At 71.3% G+C, this 17,004-nt stretch carries 16 protein-coding genes; 6 read left to right on the forward strand and 10 right to left on the reverse strand.

Annotated elements, in window-relative coordinates:
• The first annotated feature begins 240 nt into the window (after positions 1-240).
• A complete protein-coding gene (locus ACIREO_RS18585; RefSeq protein ID WP_404111098.1) occupies positions 241-2,043 on the forward strand; it encodes a glycoside hydrolase family 15 protein in 1,803 nt (600 codons plus the stop codon).
• Positions 2,044-2,370: 327 nt separating this feature from the next.
• Here the strand turns inward: ACIREO_RS18585 and ACIREO_RS18590 are convergent, their stop codons facing one another.
• Positions 2,371-2,700 (reverse strand): hypothetical protein, encoded by a 330-nt coding sequence (locus ACIREO_RS18590; RefSeq protein ID WP_404111003.1) that lies wholly within the window; start codon positions 2,698-2,700, stop codon positions 2,371-2,373.
• A 21-nt stretch (positions 2,701-2,721) separates the two neighbouring features.
• Here ACIREO_RS18590 and ACIREO_RS18595 point away from each other — a divergent pair, with 21 nt between their 5' ends.
• Both ACIREO_RS18595 and ACIREO_RS18600 read left to right on the forward strand, forming a co-directional pair.
• A complete protein-coding gene (locus ACIREO_RS18595; RefSeq protein ID WP_363073374.1) occupies positions 2,722-3,024 on the forward strand; it encodes a hypothetical protein in 303 nt (100 codons plus the stop codon).
• A gap of 42 nt (positions 3,025-3,066) precedes the next feature.
• Entirely contained in the window at positions 3,067-3,483 is a 417-nt protein-coding gene (locus tag ACIREO_RS18600; protein WP_363073354.1) for a LysR family transcriptional regulator, read from the forward strand.
• On the opposite strand, the gene ACIREO_RS18605 is transcribed toward ACIREO_RS18600, so the two are convergent.
• Genes ACIREO_RS18605 through ACIREO_RS18615 form a run of 3 tightly spaced genes read right to left on the reverse strand, consistent with a single transcriptional unit; the run spans position 3,480 to position 5,820 of the window.
• A complete protein-coding gene (locus ACIREO_RS18605; protein WP_404111006.1) occupies positions 3,480-4,394 on the reverse strand; it encodes an NADP-dependent oxidoreductase in 915 nt (304 codons plus the stop codon). The two genes, ACIREO_RS18600 and ACIREO_RS18605, sit on opposite strands and share 4 nt — an antisense overlap.
• Positions 4,391-4,852: a cupin domain-containing protein gene (locus ACIREO_RS18610; RefSeq protein WP_024494953.1), complete on the reverse strand. Its 462-nt coding sequence runs from the start codon at positions 4,850-4,852 to the stop codon at positions 4,391-4,393. The genes ACIREO_RS18605 and ACIREO_RS18610 overlap by 4 nt, the downstream gene beginning before the upstream one ends.
• A 14-nt stretch (positions 4,853-4,866) precedes the next feature.
• On the reverse strand, positions 4,867-5,820 hold the full coding sequence (locus tag ACIREO_RS18615) for a helix-turn-helix domain-containing protein (protein WP_404111009.1): 954 nt from the start codon (positions 5,818-5,820) through the stop codon (positions 4,867-4,869).
• A gap of 1,248 nt (positions 5,821-7,068) precedes the next feature.
• On the opposite strand from ACIREO_RS18615, the gene ACIREO_RS18620 reads away from it, so the two are divergent.
• Both ACIREO_RS18620 and ACIREO_RS18625 read left to right on the forward strand, forming a co-directional pair.
• Positions 7,069-8,472: an FAD-binding oxidoreductase gene (locus ACIREO_RS18620; RefSeq protein ID WP_404111012.1), complete on the forward strand. Its 1,404-nt coding sequence runs from the start codon at positions 7,069-7,071 to the stop codon at positions 8,470-8,472.
• 105 nt (positions 8,473-8,577) lie between these two features.
• Positions 8,578-10,209 carry a PucR family transcriptional regulator gene (locus ACIREO_RS18625; RefSeq protein ID WP_404111015.1) on the forward strand — a complete coding sequence of 544 codons (1,632 nt, stop codon included), beginning with the start codon at positions 8,578-8,580 and terminating at the stop codon, positions 10,207-10,209.
• A 4-nt stretch (positions 10,210-10,213) separates the two neighbouring features.
• Here ACIREO_RS18625 and ACIREO_RS18630 read toward each other — a convergent pair whose 3' ends face one another.
• From ACIREO_RS18630 to ACIREO_RS18650, 5 genes are all read right to left on the reverse strand, one after another.
• Positions 10,214-11,293: a glycosyltransferase family 4 protein gene (locus tag ACIREO_RS18630; RefSeq protein WP_404111018.1), complete on the reverse strand. Its 1,080-nt coding sequence runs from the start codon at positions 11,291-11,293 to the stop codon at positions 10,214-10,216.
• Positions 11,294-11,468: 175 nt separating this feature from the next.
• The gene (gene recN / locus ACIREO_RS18635) at positions 11,469-13,214 is read right to left on the reverse strand and encodes a DNA repair protein RecN (RefSeq protein ID WP_404111021.1); all 1,746 of its coding nucleotides are present in this window, start codon (positions 13,212-13,214) and stop codon (positions 11,469-11,471) included.
• A gap of 83 nt (positions 13,215-13,297) precedes the next feature.
• The gene (locus ACIREO_RS18640; RefSeq protein ID WP_404111024.1) at positions 13,298-14,221 is read right to left on the reverse strand and encodes an NAD kinase; all 924 of its coding nucleotides are present in this window, start codon (positions 14,219-14,221) and stop codon (positions 13,298-13,300) included.
• Positions 14,218-15,033: a TlyA family RNA methyltransferase gene (locus ACIREO_RS18645; RefSeq protein WP_404111027.1), complete on the reverse strand. Its 816-nt coding sequence runs from the start codon at positions 15,031-15,033 to the stop codon at positions 14,218-14,220. Before ACIREO_RS18645 ends, ACIREO_RS18640 begins: the two co-directional genes overlap by 4 nt.
• A gap of 7 nt (positions 15,034-15,040) precedes the next feature.
• Positions 15,041-15,343 carry a hypothetical protein gene (locus ACIREO_RS18650; RefSeq protein ID WP_404111030.1) on the reverse strand — a complete coding sequence of 101 codons (303 nt, stop codon included), beginning with the start codon at positions 15,341-15,343 and terminating at the stop codon, positions 15,041-15,043.
• Positions 15,344-15,385: 42 nt separating this feature from the next.
• Here ACIREO_RS18650 and ACIREO_RS18655 point away from each other — a divergent pair, with 42 nt between their 5' ends.
• Positions 15,386-15,733, forward strand: a complete 348-nt coding sequence (locus ACIREO_RS18655) for an SCP2 sterol-binding domain-containing protein (RefSeq protein WP_404111033.1) — start codon at positions 15,386-15,388, stop codon at positions 15,731-15,733.
• A gap of 8 nt (positions 15,734-15,741) precedes the next feature.
• Here ACIREO_RS18655 and ACIREO_RS18660 read toward each other — a convergent pair whose 3' ends face one another.
• Positions 15,742-16,545, reverse strand: coding sequence for an ABC transporter ATP-binding protein (locus ACIREO_RS18660; RefSeq protein WP_404111036.1), 804 nt, complete (start codon positions 16,543-16,545; stop codon positions 15,742-15,744).
• Positions 16,546-17,004: the final 459 nt, after the last annotated feature.

The raw sequence follows: 17,004 nt of genomic DNA on the forward strand, positions 1-17,004 counted from the left end.
CACGTCCGTTTCAGGTCCCACCCATTCGCCGATGACAGGCGACGGACAACTGGTGGACAGTCGCGCGGAACCCCCAGGTGCGTCGTATCCTGCTCGGACACTCGCTGCCGAGTTGGCCGGCCCAGCGGCTCCACCCCAGCCCGCTCACCCGTGCAAGAGCTCGTCGGTTCTACTACAACGACCCCTTGACCAGCAGTAAGCGCCCTTCGGGGCGACATGGCCGTTCGACTGGAGACGCACGTGGCCGGGCGCATCGAGGATTACGCACTCATCGGAGACATGCAGACCGCAGCCCTGGTCTGCCGGGACGGCACGGCAGACTGGCTGTGCCTGCCCCGCTTCGACTCACACGCGATTTTCGCCGGACTTCTCGGCACGGAGGAGAACGGATTCTGGCGGCTCGGACCCGCCCGCCCCGAAGGGGCGGAGCCTCCGGCGGCCGACCGTCGTCGCTACCGCGGCGACTCGCTCGTCCTGGAATCGGAGTGGGACACCCCCCGCGGGACGGTCCGCGTGACCGATTTCATGCCACCGCGTGACGGTGCCCCCCAGCTGATCCGCATCGTGGAGGGCGTGAGCGGCAGGGTGCCGATGCGCTCCGAGCTCCGGATGCGTTTCAGCTACGGACGAGTCACTCCCTGGGTGCACAAGGTCGGCGACCGTACGGTCGCCGTCGCGGGCCCCGACTCGGTCTGGCTGGACACGGACGCGGAGACGTACGGCCGGAACCTGACGACCTACTCCGACTTCACCGTGGCCCCCGGGGACCGGATCGCGTTCACCATCAGCTGGCAGCCCTCGCACCACGAGCCGCCGAGCGTGCCGGAGCCGGAGTCTTCCCTGGAGGCGACGGAGAACTTCTGGCGCGAGTGGGTCGAGCAGTGCACGTACCACGGCCCGTACCGGGAGGCCGTCGTCCGCTCGCTGATCACTCTGAAGGCGCTCACCTACGCGCCGACCGGCGGCATCGTGGCCGCGCCGACCACCTCCCTGCCGGAGGACATCGGCGGCTCGCGGAACTGGGACTACCGCTACACCTGGCTGCGGGACGCGGCGATCACGCTCTCCTCCCTGCTGCGCACCGGATACCGCGAGGAGGCCCGCGCCTGGCGCGAGTGGCTGCTGCGGGCCGTCGCGGGCGACCCGGAGAACCTGCAGATCATGTACGGCATCGCGGGCGAGCGTGAGCTCGGCGAGGCGGAGCTGGACTGGCTGCCCGGCTACGAGAACTCCGGCCCGGTCCGGGTCGGCAACGGTGCGGCGAACCAGCTCCAGCTGGATGTGTACGGCGAGGTCACCGAGGCGCTGCACCTGGCGCACATGACGGGGCTGACCCGCAACGACTACGCGATGGGCCTCCAGCTCAAGCTGATCAGCTATCTGGAGAAGCACTGGGACGAGCCGGACGAGGGCATCTGGGAGGTGCGCGGGCCGCGCCGGCACTTCGTGCACTCCAAGGTGATGGCCTGGGTCGCCGTCGACCGCACGATCAAGCTGATCGAGTCCGGGGACGTGGAGGGACCGCTGGAGCGGTGGCTCCAGCTGCGCGACGACATCCACCGTGATGTCTGCGAGCGTGGCTACGACCCCGAGCGCAACACCTTCACCCAGTCCTACGGATCGCAGGAGCTCGACGCGTCCCTGCTGCTGATCCCGCAGATGGGCTTCCTGCCTCCCGACGACAAGCGGGTCATCGGCACGATCGAGGCGATCCAGCGCGAGCTGTCCACGGAGGACGGCTTCGTCCTGCGCTACCCCACCGAGGGTGACGACGCCGGCGTCGACGGCCTGGAAGGTGACGAGGGCGCGTTCCTGGCGTGCTCGTTCTGGCTGGCGGACGACCTGGCGATGATCGGCCGGGTCGACGAGGCCCGCCGGCTCTTCGAGAAGCTGCTGTCCCTCCGCAACGACCTGGGTCTGCTGGCGGAGGAGTGGGACTCCGGGCTCCAGCGCCAGGTGGGCAACTTCCCGCAGGCGTTCAGCCATGTGCCGCTGATCGACACGGCGCTGAGGCTCACGGCCAGCGGAGCGTACGTCGGCTGACCCGAGGGTGTGACGGGCTCTGCGGTCCGGCCGGCTTCCACGGCCGGACCTACGATGGAAGGGCCCTGTCACGCTCTGCGAAGGGGGCACCCGATGACTCCCCGCACCCCGGCGCCGGACGCCGCGCCGACCGGTCTCCGCTCCTGCTGTGGGATCCCGTTTCCCGTGTCGGATACCACGCGGAGATGTCGTAGCCGTGTCGGATCCGACATGTTAGCGGGATTCATGCCTCCTGTTCTTGTAGGGTCTCAGATTTCGCTGCGCAGTCTCACGCTCCGCTTCATATCGGCTGCACTTATGAAGCGGCCGTGAGACAAGCAAGTCGAGTCAGCCCGGCTGCTGAGCGTCTTCTGCTCCGAACTGCGAGCCGATGTTGTTCCACATGAAGCCGTTCTTCCAGTCCGCCTTGTTGGCTGCCCAGCCGAGCATGGCGGTCTGCACCTTCTCCTGGAAGATGGTCCGAGTCTGATAGTGCTCGGCCGCGACGCCGTCCCGGAATTCGAGTTGGTACGTGTTGTCGTCGCTCAGCAGTACCTGGACGTACCAGCTGCCCTCCATACCCTCCTCCACGCGTTCCAGGACCAGGTGCGCGTTCCCGCGCTGGAGGTTGGCCAGCATCCTGCCTATCGCCGGTTTCGTGGGCTTGGGCTCCGCCATCATGGGCTGGTGACGACATGGATGCGCTGCCATTGGGACGAGGAAGACGTCTGGTTCTACTTCGAGGTCGACACCGAAGGCTGGGTGACCCGGCAGATCGAGCTCGAAGGGCCTGCGCTGACCCCGGTCGCAGCAGCCTCCCTCGCGGAATGGCAGCGGGCCTACGACGCAGGCCGCCTCGACGAGTACGACAGCAGGTTCGGGATCACAGCAGAACTGCCCGTCTCGGAGTGGGAAGGCCATGATCCGGAGCAGCTGACTTCCGAGGAGTTCGAGGAGGTCTGGGACTCAGCTCGTCAGCGGATCACTGCCCGGCCATCATGACTTCCGAAGCGGGCGTGAGAAAATGCCGTCTGCCCCACGACCATGACCCGAAGGGCCAAGCTGCACGGCATCCCCGTGACCAAGGTGAACGGACACACCCGCCCCGAACTTGCGCAGTTGGCCGCTCAGGCCAGAGAGGCACCGGAAATCCTCCGTCCTGCCTTCACGGGGCCCGGCGCATGGGACCGCCTCCGCGAGTTTGCCGCAGTGTCCCGCTATCGAACGCTCAAGGAAGCCGCCGAAGCACTCGGAACCCACCACACGGCCCTGATCACGAGAGTTGGAAGACTGCGTCGCGAGATCGGACACCCACTTCTCACTCGTACAACCACGGCATCACCGATGAAACTGACCCAGATCGGTGAAGCCGTAGTCGCAGCGATCCACGCCACGGGGCCACGGAACCAAGGATGGCTGTGTGCCGACCTACAGGACACGCCCGAGCTCGGCCCGGCTTAGCTTCCGGCCATGACGATGACCAGTTTGCCGCCCTTCGGGCGCTGCTCGCGCTCCAGCTCCGTCAGGGCGGGAATCGCCTCGGCCAACGGGACCGTACGGGCGATGGGCAGGCGCAGGGTCCGGGCCACCTCCTCCAGGTCGGCGGTCACCGGTCGGCCCATCATCGCCCGGAACGGGCCGGGCAGTGCGCTTCTGATCATTTTGGCCGGGGTTGGGACGATGTCGACGATGGTTCCGCCGGGCTTCAGCAGCGTTCGGGCCGCGGCGAAGGGAAGCATGCCGGGCGTGTCGAGGACGAGATCGAACCGTTCCGCGAGGGCGGCCGGGTCGAAGCCGAAACCCACGACCGGCTCGACGCCGAGCTCGTGGGCCTCGTCAGCCGCAGGGTTGCGGCAACTGCCGGCGACCGAGGCTCCCCGCGCCCGGGCAAACTGGACGGCGGCCCGGCCCACCCCGCCCAGGCACCCGTTGACGAAGACCGCCTGCCCGGGACGGACCTCCGCCGTGGCCTGGTAGGCGGTCACGCCCACGGTCGGCAGCGCGGCGGCCTGCTCGTACGAAAGGTCCACCGGTTTGAGCACGACCGCCTTCTCCGGGACCGTCACCATCTCGGCGAACGCCCCCGCCTGCCGGAAACGAGCCCCGCCGAGTACCGCGTCGCCGGCCTTCAAGCGGGTGACGCCGGCGCCGACTGCCTCGACGACTCCGGCGAAGTCGTGCCCCATCGCCCGGGGAAAGGAGCGACCGGTCATCAACTTCATCTCGCCGTTGCGCATCTTCCAGTCCAGCGCGTTGGAAGCCGCCGCTCGGACGCGGACGAGAACCTCATCCGGACCCGGGCGTGGTGGCTCGAACTCAGCGAGCCGCATCACCTCCGGGCCGCCGTAGCGGTCGTATTGAAGGCGCTTCACGAGGCGTATTCGTTCGAGATCTCGGTGGCGTAGTTCTTCCAGAGCGGTTGCATGGTCTCGGCGTTGACTGGCTGCCCGGAATCGATCATGGCCTTGAAGTCGCGGAAGTACTGCACATACAGGTCCGGCGTGAAGGTGTTCAGCATGACCGCGTTCTCGTCGCCGACGTTGGCGAACGTGTGCGGCGCCCCGGTCGGCACGATGACCCAGGTGCCCGGCCCGGCGTCGTATTGGTCCTCGCCGACGGTGAACCGGAAAGTTCCCGCCAGCACGTAGAAGCCCTCGTCATGCTGGGCGTGGCGATGCTGCAACGGGCTCGGGGTGCCCGGCGGAATGGTGACCTCGGCGAACCCCAGCCGGTGGTCGGTGTGCTCGCCGTTCTCCAGGATGCGGATCTGCTGCGCCCCGCTGCCGAGGATCTCGCCCTCACCGGGGCGGACGATGTTTACCTTCGCCACGACTTCTCCTCTTACTATTGCCTGTCTTGGTCACCACCATCCTTGTCCGGGCCGGCTGTGCGCGTCTTGGTCGTCTGTGCACGGTTGCTGGTTACCAGTGCACGGGCGTTGTAGCCGTACGTCGCCTTGAAGAGCTTGCTGAAATGGGTGGGATCGGAGAATCCCCACCGGGCGGCCACGGCGGTGACCGTACGTCCGCTTCCGGTCAGCTCGGCCCGGCAGCGCTCCAGGCGGCGACGGCGGACCAGGGCCGCGACGGTGAGCGGCTGGTCCTCGAAGAGCTTGTGCAGCCGGCGTACGGATATGTTGTGGGTGGCGGCGATGCCGGGCGGGGACAGATCGGGATCGGCCAGCCGGGTCTCGATGTAGCCGGCGATCCGGCTCCGCAGCCACTCGTCCGGGGCCGGTTGTTCGTCGCCGAGCCGGGCCTCCAGGGCGACCGCGATCAGCTCGACGATGGCCGCCGCCGACCGCAGCGCCTCCGCCTCGCGGAACTCGGTCACCGACCACGCCGACTCCCGGGCCAGCACGGAGACGAGAGCGCCCGGGCCGTGGCTGCCGTCGATGCGTACGCCGATGAGCCGGTCGATCTGCGCGGGCCGGATCCGAAGCTCCCGGCGCGGAACCAGGATGGTGACGTGCGCCGCGGCGGTGCTCTCGAACCGGAGCGTACGCGTGGGATCGAGCAGTACCAGGTCGGTCGGCCCGAGTTCGGCGTCGCCGCGCCCTTGCTCGATCCGCGTCCGGCCCCGGGTCATCACCTTGACCGCCAGGTTCTCGCCGTCGGTGGCGTCGCGCTCCCGCCCGATGCAGGCGCTCTCGGGCGTGTCGAGGGAGACCAGCCGCAGCGGCCCGAGGTCACGGGTGGCGATCCCGCCCCGGAAGCCGGCCCCGGCCAGCTTGTTGACCAGCGGCGGAAACCCGCTGGCGGCCAGCTCGTCCTGAAACGACTCAAGGTTGCCTATCACCGGTCAATGATAACGGCGACACTTCTCCTCAGGCACCTGTTCGGCGGGGGGTTACAGCGGCGCCGGCCCGCATCTGCTCTACCAGGCTCTGGTGCACGCGGTGGACGGCTCAGTCGCGCCGGCGACCGACGGCGCCGAACGGTGAGCGCAGCACCGATATCGGAATCGGTGGTAACCGCCGCGATGGACTTCGAGATGCGTTCACGCTCGTTGGCGGTCAACTGGAGTCCGCTGGTGGACACGGCTGTGACGGCCAGCCTGCCGACACCCATAACCGCCGGCCGGGTACCGGGTTGCGAAGCCCCGTCATCTTGAGCGCCGGCCGGTAACGTCTGGTGAGCACCACCGCAGTCACCGCCGCAAAGAACGCGGCAGCGAGGATCGCGCGTGGTTTTCGTGATCGCATGAATGAGTGTCTCTTTTGCCGGTCAGCCTAGCGTTATGCGCGCACGACGCTGGGAAGCCGGGAATGGGAACGGCACCGATGCTCGGACAGATCGGACCTGCCGATCTGCGGTCGGCGGCATCGTTTCGACGTTCGAGGCCGGTCACTCGGTGTAACCCCGCGCGGTCTGGCGAGGTGGGTGAAATCGGGACTCTGTTCAAACGGCGTGGATGTCGATCAGCGGAGCCGGTCGATTGTTGAGCTCGCGGGATCGCGCTCACCAGCCCGGAACGCAGCTACTACCGCTCAGAAATCATCATCGCCGCCATCGTGTTATGGCTGCGTGCCGACCTACAGGACACGCCCTAGTCCATACCAACCGTCGCCTCAATGGGGCCTGGACCCAGCGCTACGAACACGGCGTTCCCGTCAGTGACCTTGAACCCGTCGAGGTCGATGGCACGACCGGGACGCCGGCCCATTTCAAGCCGGACGAGTCGCTGGGTTCGGTGCCCCTGCCGGAGGATGCCGATCTTTCGCGCCTGGCCACAGCCTGGCCTCATCTAGAGGTTCAGGTCAATGACCAGCGGCTGCGGCGTCACGGGCCGAGGTCCGCCGACTGGAGCCGCCATCAGTGAGCGGCCGTTGGCTCTTCCGTTCGCTGAGGAAAATGACACGAAAGCGGGACTGTGTCACTGGCACGACCGCGGAATCCGGCCTGAAAGTGCAGGTCACTGCAGCTCCAGAGGACACGGCTCGCCGGAACCTACACCGAGGGTGTGACGGGCTCTGCGGTCCGGCCGGCTTCCACGGCCGGACCTACGATGGAAGGGCCCTGTCACGCTCTGCGAAGGGGGCACCCGATGACTCCCCGCACCCCGGCGCCGGACGCCGCGCCGACCGGTCTCCGCTCCTCGGCCGGTTTCGCCGGCGCGGTCCACGTCCCCGGCGACCCGGGTTACGACGAGGCCCGTACCGTCTTCAACAGCATGATCGACCGCAGACCCGCGGTGGTCGCCCAGTGCGCCTCCGAGGCGGATGTCGCGCGGGCGCTCCGCTTCGCACGCGACGAGGACCTGGAGGTCGCCGTGCGCGGGGGCGGCCACAGCGTCGCGGGGATGGCCCTGAGCGAGGGCGGTCTGGTGATCGACCTGCGCCGGCTGCGTGCGGTGGAGGTCGACCGGGACGCGCGCTCGGTCCGCGTCGGCGGCGGAGCCACGATGAGCGACCTGGACCGGGCCACCCAGCCGTACGCCCTGGCGACCACGGGCGGGCGGGTCTCCACCACGGGCGTGGGCGGCTTCACGCTGGGAGGCGGTTCGGGGTGGCTGGAGCGCGCCTTCGGACTGGCCTGTGACAATCTGCTGGCCGCCGAGGTGGTGACGGCCGACGGCGGCACCGTACACGCGAGCGCGGACGAGAATCCGGAGCTCTTCTGGGCCCTGCACGGCGGCGGCGGGAATTTCGGGGTGGTCACCTCCCTGACGCTGCGGCTGCACGACCTGCCGGCGATGAGCATGGCGCTGCTCCTCCTCCGCCCCGAGAACGGCCCGGAAGCGGTCCGTACGTACCGGGACGTGATGGAGTCCGCCCCGGACGCCGCCGGCGGCGCCTGCCTCTACATCACCGGGCCGCCCGAGGAGTGGGTGCCCGAGGACCTGGTGGGGCACCTCGTGTGCGCGGTCCTGGTCACCTGCGCCGGTACGGAGGCGGAGCTGCGCGACGTGGCGGCTCCCCTGCTGGCGCTGGAGCGTGAGGCGGACGTGATCACCGCGATTCCGTACGCGGACCTCCAGTGCATGCTCGACGACCCGCCCGGCATGCGGAACTACTGGTCGGCGGAGTATCTGGACAGCCTTCCCGACGAGGCCACGGCCGCCTTCTGCGCCGGCGCCGCCACCATGCCCGTTCCCTCAGGTTCGCAGCATGTGCTGTTCCCGATGGGCGGCGCGGTGGCCCGGGGACCCGCCGGCCATCCGCTGCCCTGGCGCTCCTCCCCGTGGGCGGTGCATCCGTTCGGCGTCTGGGAGAGCGAGGCGGACGACGAGCAGGGCAGGGAGTGGGTGCGCCGGGTACGCGGGGCGGTCATGCCGTGGGCGAGCGGCGCGGTCTATCTCAACTTCATCGGGCGGGAGGGCCAGGAGCGGGTCGTCGCGGGCTTCGGGGAGCAGGCCTACGAGCGGCTGTCCCGCGTCAAGGCACGCTACGACCCGGACAACGTGTTCCACCTGAACCACAACGTCAGGCCGGCCGTGGCCGAGGTGTGACGTGACGGGGGCTGGGCCGGTAACTTCCTGACCGGGGCGATCGCGCCCCTCGTACACGAGGCACGAGCGCGGACGCGCACCGAAGGAAGCACGAGGCCTGAGCCGGTGGAGACAGAGGGCGGGATCACCGTGCGGCGGGCGCTGGAGCTGCCCGGGCTGCGTGGCGGGCTCCCGGAGGTGCTGACCTGCGAGGACCGGCTGGACCGCACGGTGCGCTGGGTGCACGCCGGTGAGGCGCCGAACCTCCCCGCCCTCCTCAAGGGCGGGGAGCTGCTGCTCACGACGGGGCTCGGCATCGGTTCCCGCCCCGCCGACCAGCGCGTCTTCGTGCGCAAGCTGGCCGACCGCGGCATCGCCGCCCTGGTCGTGGAGCTCGGGCCGCGTTTCGGCCGGCTGCCCACGGTGATCGTGGAGGCGGCGCGGACGGCGGGGCTGCCGCTCGTCCAGCTGCACCGCGAGGTGCCGTTCGTGGCGGTGACCGAGGAGATCCACACCGAGATCGTCAACGGCCACTACGCCCTGCTCCAGCGGGCGGAGGAGGTCCACCGGCGGTGCACGCAGGCGGTGCTCGGCGGCGGCGGGGTGCCGCAGGTCCTGGGGATCCTGGCGGACTTCGCCGCGAACCCGGTCTTCCTGGAGACTCCGGACGGCCGGCTGCTGTTCGCCGCGGGGACGACCGGGACCGGGCCGGTGGGTGCCGATCCGCTGCAGGTCTGGGAGGGGCTGCGCGGGGCGCGCGGAGCCCGTGAGGCGCCACCGTCCGGCACGGTCCTGGTGGAGGTGCCAGGAGGCGGCCAGGGGGCCGGTTCCGTACGGGCCCGGCTGGTGCTGCTCGCGGTGTCGGGCCCGCTGGTGACGGTGCACCGGATGGCGGCCGAGCGGGCGGCGGGCATCCTGGCGGTCGTGCTGATGCAGGCACGTCAGGAGGACGAGGTGGCGGCGCGGGGACGCGGCGACTTCCTCACTGATCTGGCCGAGGGCCGGATCGCTCCCGAGGACGCTCCCGCGCAGGCCGGTGTGCTGGGCTTCCGGCCCGGCGGGGACCCGCTGCTGCCGGTGGTGATGAGGCTCGCGCCCGAGTCGGCGCCGTCGGGCAGCTGGGCGCTGCTGGCCCGTGCCGTGACGGAGGAGCTCGCGGCGGTGGGCGCGCCGGTGCTGGTGGGGGTGCGCCCGGTGGAGGGCAGGGTCCCGCTGCTGCTGGCGCTGCGCCCGGGGACCACCCGGGCCGCGCTCGCCGACCGGGTGGCGACCGCGCTGCGGGCCGGAGCGGGGCGGGCCGGCCTGGAACGGGCCGGGGACCGTACGCCGGTCGTCGTGGTGGTCGGTACCGCGGGCGACTGGGCGGCGGCGGGCGCGGGACTGCGGCACGCGGCGGAGGCGGCGACGGCCGCGCGGGGGCTCGGGGAACGCCCCTGGTACGACGCGCGCGGCCTGGACATCGATCTGCTGCTGTGGCGGCTGCGGGACCATCCGGACCTGGCGTCCTTCGTGGACCGGGCGATCGGGCCGCTGCGCGAGCACGACCGGACGTCGCGTCCCGCGCTGCTGCCCACGCTGGAGGCGTACCTCGCCCACGCCGGCCGCAAGGCGGAGGCCGCACGCGACCTGCATCTGAACCGGCAGACGCTCTACAACCGGCTGGCCCGCATCGGCGAGCTGCTCGGCACCGACCTGGACGACCCGGAGTCGGTGCTCGCGCTGAGCCTGGCCCTGCGCGCCCGCCGCCACACCCGCTGAGGGATCAGCCGCGGGCTGCCGTCAGGGGCTGCGCCAACTCGTCGTAGACGGAGAGCACATGGGCGATCGTGTCGTCCTCGGTCGGCCAGCCCGCGGCCTGCGCGCGTCCCGAGTCGGCGAGCCGCTCCCGCCGCTGGGGGTCACCGAGGAGCCGCGCGACGGCCTCGGACAGCTTCTCGGCATCCCCGTACGGAACCAGTTCGGCCGCTTCGCCGACGAGTTCGGGCAGCCCGTCGGCCCGGGCGGCGACCAGCGGGATGCCGAGCCGCAGGGCCTCCTGGGCGAGGAGCGGCCCACCCTCCCCGCGGCCGGACAGTACGGCGATGTCGGCTGCGGCGAGGAGTTCACCGATGTCGTCCGAACCGCCGGCGATGACGACGGGCAGTCCCTCCGCCGCGATGCGGCGCCGCAGGGCACCGGCCCGGGGCCCCTCCCCCACGACGGCCAGCAGCGGCACGGGGTCCAGCGCGCGCCACCCACGGGCCGCGTCCAGCAGTATCTCGTGGCCGTGCTGCGCCACCGACACCAGCAACGGCCTTCCGACCGCTCCCAGTTCGGCGCGCGCCTTACCGTCGCCCTGGGTGCCGGGGTAGCGGCTCGCGGGGATCGCGGCAGGTGCGAGCCTGGCGTCCCTGGCGCCCCGGCGGCGGGCCCGGTCGACCAGCTCCCACGAGGTGCCCAGCACGATGGCGGCGGCGCGGGCCGCCCTGCGCTCCAGCAGCCGCAGCAGCCTGCCCCGGGCACCGTCGGCATGGGCGCGGGTGTGCCAGGTGAGGACCAGCGGGATGCCCCGGCCGCTCAGCGCGATCCCGGCGCGTACGGCGGCGTGCAGCCCGTGGGCGTGGACGATGTCCGCCCCGGTGCAGGCGGTGCGCAGGGCCGCGACGGCGGCGGGGCCGCTGCGCCGGGGCACCGCGACGAAACGGGCGCCCGTCGCGGGAAGGCCGTGGGCGCGGCCGGAGCCGGCCGGGGCGCAGACCGTGACCTGCACGCCTCTGGCGACCAGACCTGCGGCGAGCGAGCTGACATGAGCGCTGCTTCCGGCGCCGCCGCCCAGGACTTGGACCGTACGCAGCTGTGACACTTTGATTGGCTCCCGGGGATCCCGAGTCGTTGGTGAGTACTGCGCCAAGGATGCCAGTCCGTACGCACGTTCCGGGACTGACGAAACGTTGTTCCCGTCCTCGCGTCGACGGCGGGACGGCCCGCCCCACCCGTACGAGTGAGGCGAGCGGCGCGAGACTGACGCCGGTGGGCCGCTATCCGTCCGCCCGCGCGGTCTCCAGCAGCTCCTCGGCGTGCGCCCTGGCGGTCTCCGAGTCCTCCTGCCCGGCGAGCATCCGGGAGAGCTCCCGAACCCGGTCCTCGCCTTCGAGAACCGTGACGCCGCTCCTGGTCACCGATCCGTCGACCGTCTTCTCGACCAGCAGCTGCCGGTCGGCGAAGGCGGCCACCTGCGGCAGATGGGTGACCACGACGACCTGCGCGGATTTGGCGAGCTTCGCCAGCCGCCGGCCGACCTCGACGGCCGCCTTGCCGCCGACACCCGCGTCGACCTCGTCGAAGAGGTAGGTCGGCACGGGATCGGAGCCCGCGAAGACCACCTCGACGGCAAGCATCACCCGGGACAGCTCACCCCCGGAGGCGCCCTTGGCGATCGGCCGGGGCTGGGCACCGGGGTGGGGCGCCAGCAGGAGTTCCACCTCGTCGGCGCCGGACGGCCCGTAGAGCACGCTCCGGCCGCCGATGTCGATGCCGGACGCCTCGTCCGGCGCCTCGGTCTGCCCGATGGCGAAGGAGACCCGGGCGTGCGGCATCGCGAGCGACGCCAGCTCCTGGGTGACGGCCTCGGCGAAGCGCGCCGCCGCCTCCGTGCGCGCGTCGGTCAGCTCCTGGCCGAGGACGGAGAGTTCGCCGCGGAGTGCGTCGCGTTCCGCCGTCAGTTCACCGATGCGGTCGTCGTCGCCCTCCAGTTCGGTCAGCCGGGAGGCACCGTCCTCGGCCCAGGCGAGAACGGAGGTGATGTCCTGGCCGTACTTCCGGGTGAGCACGGTGAGCGCGGCACGCCGCTCCTCCACGGCGGCGAGCCGCAGCGGGTCGGCGTCGAGCTGGTCGGCGTATCCGGCGAGCTCCCCGGCCACGTCGGCGAGGAGGATCGAGATCTCCCCGATCCGGTCGGCGAGCGCGGCCAGCGCGGGGTCGTGGGACCGTACGGCGTCCAGGGACTGCCCGGCGGCCGCCACCACCGTGGTGGCGTCCACGCCTTCCGGGTCCTCCGGATTCCCCGCGAGCGCCGTGTGGGCCAGGGCGGCGGCGGAGGCGAGCGCCTCGGCGTGGCCGAGCCGCTCGGCTTCCGCGGCGAGTTCGGTGTCCTCCCCGGGCAGCGGCTCGACGGCGGCGACCTCGTCGAGGCCGAAGCGCAGCAGATCCGCTTCCTGGGCGCGCTCCCTGGCCCGGGTGGTCAGCTCGTCGAGTTCGGTGACGACCGCGCGCAGCCGGCGGTAGGCCGCCGCGTACTTGGTGTGCGGGCCGTCCACGCGCCCACCGGCATAGCGGTCCAGCGCCTGTCGCTGCCGTGCGGGCTTGAGCAGTCCCTGCTGGTCTGTCTGGCCGTGGACGGCGACGAGCTCGTCGGCGAGTTCGGCGAGCAGCCCCACCGGCACGGATCTCCCCCCGAGATGTGCCCGGGAGCGCCCTTCCGCCGAAACGGTACGGCTGATGATCAGCGCACCGTCCTCGATCTCTCCCCCGGCCTCCTCGGCGCGTACCGCCGCCGCGTCGCCCCGGGACACCGTGATCCGCCCCTCGACGACCGCGGCCTTGGCACCGACCCGCACCAGGGCAGGGTCGGCGCGCCCGCCCAGCAGCAGCCCGAGGCTGGTGACGACCATGGTCTTGCCCGCGCCGGTCTCGCCCGTCACCGCGGTGAAACCGGGTGACAGCTCCACCACCGCGTCGTCGATGACTCCGAGCGACCGTATCCGCATCTCCTCCAACACGGACATGACCTTACGAGGTCCGGAGCCCGGTGTGCGACGGACCCCGGTCACGGATTCACTCACGCGGGTGTGAACGACGGCCCGGGGAATCAGTGCGGAGCGCCCCGCCAGCCCTGTACGGGCAGCGCGAACTTGGCCACGAGACGGTCGGTGAACGACGCCTGGTGCAGCCTCGCGAGCCGTACGGGCACCGCGCCGCGCCGCACCTCCACCCTGGCCCCGGCGGGCAGCTCGACGGTCCGGCGGCCGTCGCACCAGAGCACCCCGTGCGGGGTGTGCGGCTGGACCTCCACGGCCAGCACCGAGTCGGGAGAGGTCACCAACGGCTTCGCGAACAGCGCGTGGGCGCTGATCGGCACCATGAGCAGGGCCTCGACCTCCGGCCAGACGACGGGGCCTCCCGCCGAGAAGGCGTACGCGGTCGACCCGGTCGGGGTGGCGCAGACGATCCCGTCACATCCGAAGCCGGTCACCGGGCGGCCGTCGATCTCCAGGACGACCTCGAGCATCCGCTCGGGCGAGACCTTCTGGACGGCGGCCTCGTTGAGCGCCCAGTCGGTGTGCACGATGTCACCGTTGCTGTGCACGAGGACGTCGAGCGTCATCCGCTCCTCGACCGTGTACGCGCGGGTGACGACCCGGTCGACGACCTGGTCCAGGTCGTCACGCTCGGCCTCGGCGAGGAATCCCACCCGTCCGAGGTTGACCCCGAGCATCGGCACGCCGGAGGCGCGGGAGATCTCGGCTCCGCGCAGCAGCGTCCCGTCCCCGCCGAGCACGATGAGGAGTTCGCAGCCGTCCACGGCGTCGGTCGTCGCGTCCGTGACCGTGACCACGGACGCCGGCAGCGGCAGGTCCTGTGCCTCCGCGGCGAGCGCCCGGACGCCGAGGCCGTTCCGCAGCAGGCCCTGGACGACGAGCTCGGCGCTTCGGATCGCGGCCGGTCTGCCGGTGTGCGCCAGCAGGAAGACGGTGCGTTCCGCGTTCCCGGGTTGTGCCGCATGCGTTGTCAACGGGGCCCCTCCGCCACTGCGCGGTCGACATCCGCGGGATCCAGCTCAGGTGCGCCGGCCCGCAGCCACAGAAAATACTCGACATTTCCCGACGGGCCGGGCAGCGGGCTCGCCGTGACCCCCTGGACACCGAGGCCCAGCAGACCGGCCCTGCGCGCCACTTCCCGTACCGCTTCGGCCCGCAGCTCGGGGCTGCGGACCACACCGCCACTGCCGAGGCGCTCCTTGCCCACCTCGAACTGCGGCTTGACCATCAGCACCAGGTCGGCGTCAGGGGCGGCGCAGCGCGCGAGGGCGGGCAGCACCAGGCCGAGCGGGATGAACGACAGGTCTCCCACCACCAGGTCCACCGGCTCCCCGTCGATCTGCTCCAGCGTCAGCTCACGTACGTTGGTGCGGTCCTTGACGGTGACGCGTTCATCGGACTGCAGGGACCAGGCGAGCTGCCCGTAGCCGACGTCCACCGCCACGACCTGGCGCGCGCCGGCGCGCAGCAGCACATCGGTGAAGCCTCCGGTCGAGGCCCCGGCGTCCAGTGCCCGCCGCCCCTGGACCTTCAGGCCGTGGGGCTCGAAGGCGGCGAGGGCCCCCGCGAGTTTGTGCCCGCCGCGCGAGACGTACTCGGGGTCGCTGTCGTCCTTGAGGACGACGACGGCCGCGCTGGTCTCGACCTGGGTGGCCGGCTTGGTCGCGGTGTTCCTGCCGACCGTCACCCGCCCCGCTGCGATCAGCTGGCTCGCGTGCTCGCGCGAGCGGGCGAGCTTGCGGCGTACCAGCTCGGCGTCGAGGCGGCGACGTGCCACTCCTGCCACTTCTCGTTCAGCTCCTGTTGTCGTGCGCGGGCGTCGGTGCGGGTGCGGGCCGTGCGTCCAGCGCGGTCAGTTCGTCGCGCAGCCCACGGTGTACATCCTCGTACACCTCGGTGTGGCCGTCCGCCGCGAGGTGGTCCACGTCGGCCAGCCGCTCCAGCCGGGTGTCGACACCGGCGTGCCCCGTGGGGGTGCGTGCGACACCGAGGGGTGTGGGAGGGGCGGGGTCGAAGGAGGGCGCGGGAGGTCCCGCGTCCGCTTCGTCCGCCTCACCGTGCTGCGCCGTGTCCTGCCCCGGCATCCAGTCGCTCATGCGGGAACGCTACCCCGAAGGGCCGGTGTACCGTCGGTGACGATGGCGACCATGGCGGAGTGCCGCAGCGCACTCGACACACTTTCCGACAACCTGGCGGGGGCCGACGGCGACGTGGGCGGCGCCGCCGGCCTCGACCGCTCGCTGAGCTGCCACATCAGGGATCTCGACGCGACGTTCACCGGACGACTGGAGAACGGCCGGATCCGGGTGCTGGACACCCATGACGGCCCGCCGCGCGAGAAGGCCGAGATCCGGCTCGCGATGACCGGGGACGATCTGGTGTCCATGGTCAACGGCGAGCTGAACTTCGCGAAGGCCTGGGGGTCGGGCCGGGTGCGGCTGGAGGCGGGCTTCCGCGATCTGCTGAAGCTCAAATCGCTGCTGTAGCCCATCGCTCAGACGGAGGCCGCCGTGCGCTTTCTGCGGGCGGCGGGGACCACGAGCGGCGTTCCCGTCTCGGGGTCGTCGATGACCTGGCACCGCATCCCGAAGACATCCTCCACGAGCTGAGCGGTGACGACGTCGCCGGGCGCGCCCTCGGCGACGACCGTGCCCTCCCGCATGGCGATGAGATGGGTGGCGTACCGGGCCGCGTGGTTGAGGTCGTGCAGCACGGCGACGAGCGTGCGGCCCTGTGTCTCGTGCAGTTCCGCACAGAGGTCGAGTACGTCGATCTGGTGCTGGATGTCGAGATACGTCGTCGGCTCGTCGAGCAGCAGGAGCGGGGTCTGCTGGGCGAGGGCCATGGCGATCCAGACCCGCTGGCGCTGGCCGCCGGACAGCTCGTCGACGTAGCGGCCGGCGAGTTCGCCGACACCGGTCGACTCCATGGACTCCTTCACTGTCCGCTCGTCCTCGGGTGACCACTGGCGCAGCAGCCCCTGGTGAGGGTAGCGGCCGCGTGAGACGAGGTCGGCGACGGTGATGCCGTCCGGAGCTATTGAGGACTGGGGCAGCAGGCCCAGCGTCCTGGCGACCTTCTTCGCGGGCATCCGGTGGATGGACTGCCCGTCCAGCAGAACCTCCCCGGCGCTCGGCTTCAGCATCCGGGAGAGAGCGCGCAGCAGGGTCGATTTTCCGCAGGCGTTGGGGCCGACGATGACGGTGAAGGAGTTGTCGGGGATCTCGACCGAGAGGCCCTCGGCGATGATCCGCTGGTCGTAGCCGAGGGTCACCGAGTCTGCGGTGAGGCGCTGCATGGTCGTACTCCCGGGATCTGTGCGGATGGTCGGCGAGGCGTCCGGCTCGGCCACGGGACCGGCGTTCGTTCCAGAAGTACTCCGGACCAACGTCGGGTTAGGGCAGCCTATCCTCTACTTCCGGCCACCGTGGGAGCCGTACGCATCCACCGCCGGCCGTGCCCGTCTGAGTCCTCGGGAAGCCCCTGCTCTCAGCCCCGGATGCCACGCCGCCCGGCGCAGCCCGATCGCGCATGCGGCGCCCCGGACCGCGTTGGCCACGAAGAGCGGGACGATCGCCAACGGCTGGGCGAGAGGCCCCTGGAGCTTCCCGGCGGGCAGTGACCTGGCGCCGCTCGTGCCGGGGACGCCGCCCCGGGGGGGGGGGGCGCCCCCCCGGGGCGGCGGCCCGCCCCCCCCGGCGCGGGGGGACCCCCCCGCCGGCCCCCCGGCCGGCCCCCCGCCCCCCCCCCGCCCCCC

The sequence above is a fragment of the Streptomyces sp. NPDC102441 genome (genome assembly GCF_044765585.1).
Lineage (GTDB): Bacteria > Actinomycetota > Actinomycetes > Streptomycetales > Streptomycetaceae > Streptomyces.

Coding starts and splice junctions, on each gene's coding strand:
- ACIREO_RS18590 (WP_404111003.1), bottom strand. CDS start 2,700: ATGGCGGAGCCCAAGCCCACGAAACCGGCGATAGGCAGGATGCTGGCC.
- ACIREO_RS18595 (WP_363073374.1), top strand. CDS start 2,722: ATGCGCTGCCATTGGGACGAGGAAGACGTCTGGTTCTACTTCGAGGTC.
- ACIREO_RS18600 (WP_363073354.1), top strand. CDS start 3,067: ATGACCCGAAGGGCCAAGCTGCACGGCATCCCCGTGACCAAGGTGAAC.
- ACIREO_RS18620 (WP_404111012.1), top strand. CDS start 7,069: ATGACTCCCCGCACCCCGGCGCCGGACGCCGCGCCGACCGGTCTCCGC.
- recN (WP_404111021.1), bottom strand. CDS start 13,214: ATGTCCGTGTTGGAGGAGATGCGGATACGGTCGCTCGGAGTCATCGAC.
- ACIREO_RS18650 (WP_404111030.1), bottom strand. CDS start 15,343: ATGAGCGACTGGATGCCGGGGCAGGACACGGCGCAGCACGGTGAGGCG.
- ACIREO_RS18655 (WP_404111033.1), top strand. CDS start 15,386: ATGGCGACCATGGCGGAGTGCCGCAGCGCACTCGACACACTTTCCGAC.
- ACIREO_RS18660 (WP_404111036.1), bottom strand. CDS start 16,545: ATGCAGCGCCTCACCGCAGACTCGGTGACCCTCGGCTACGACCAGCGG.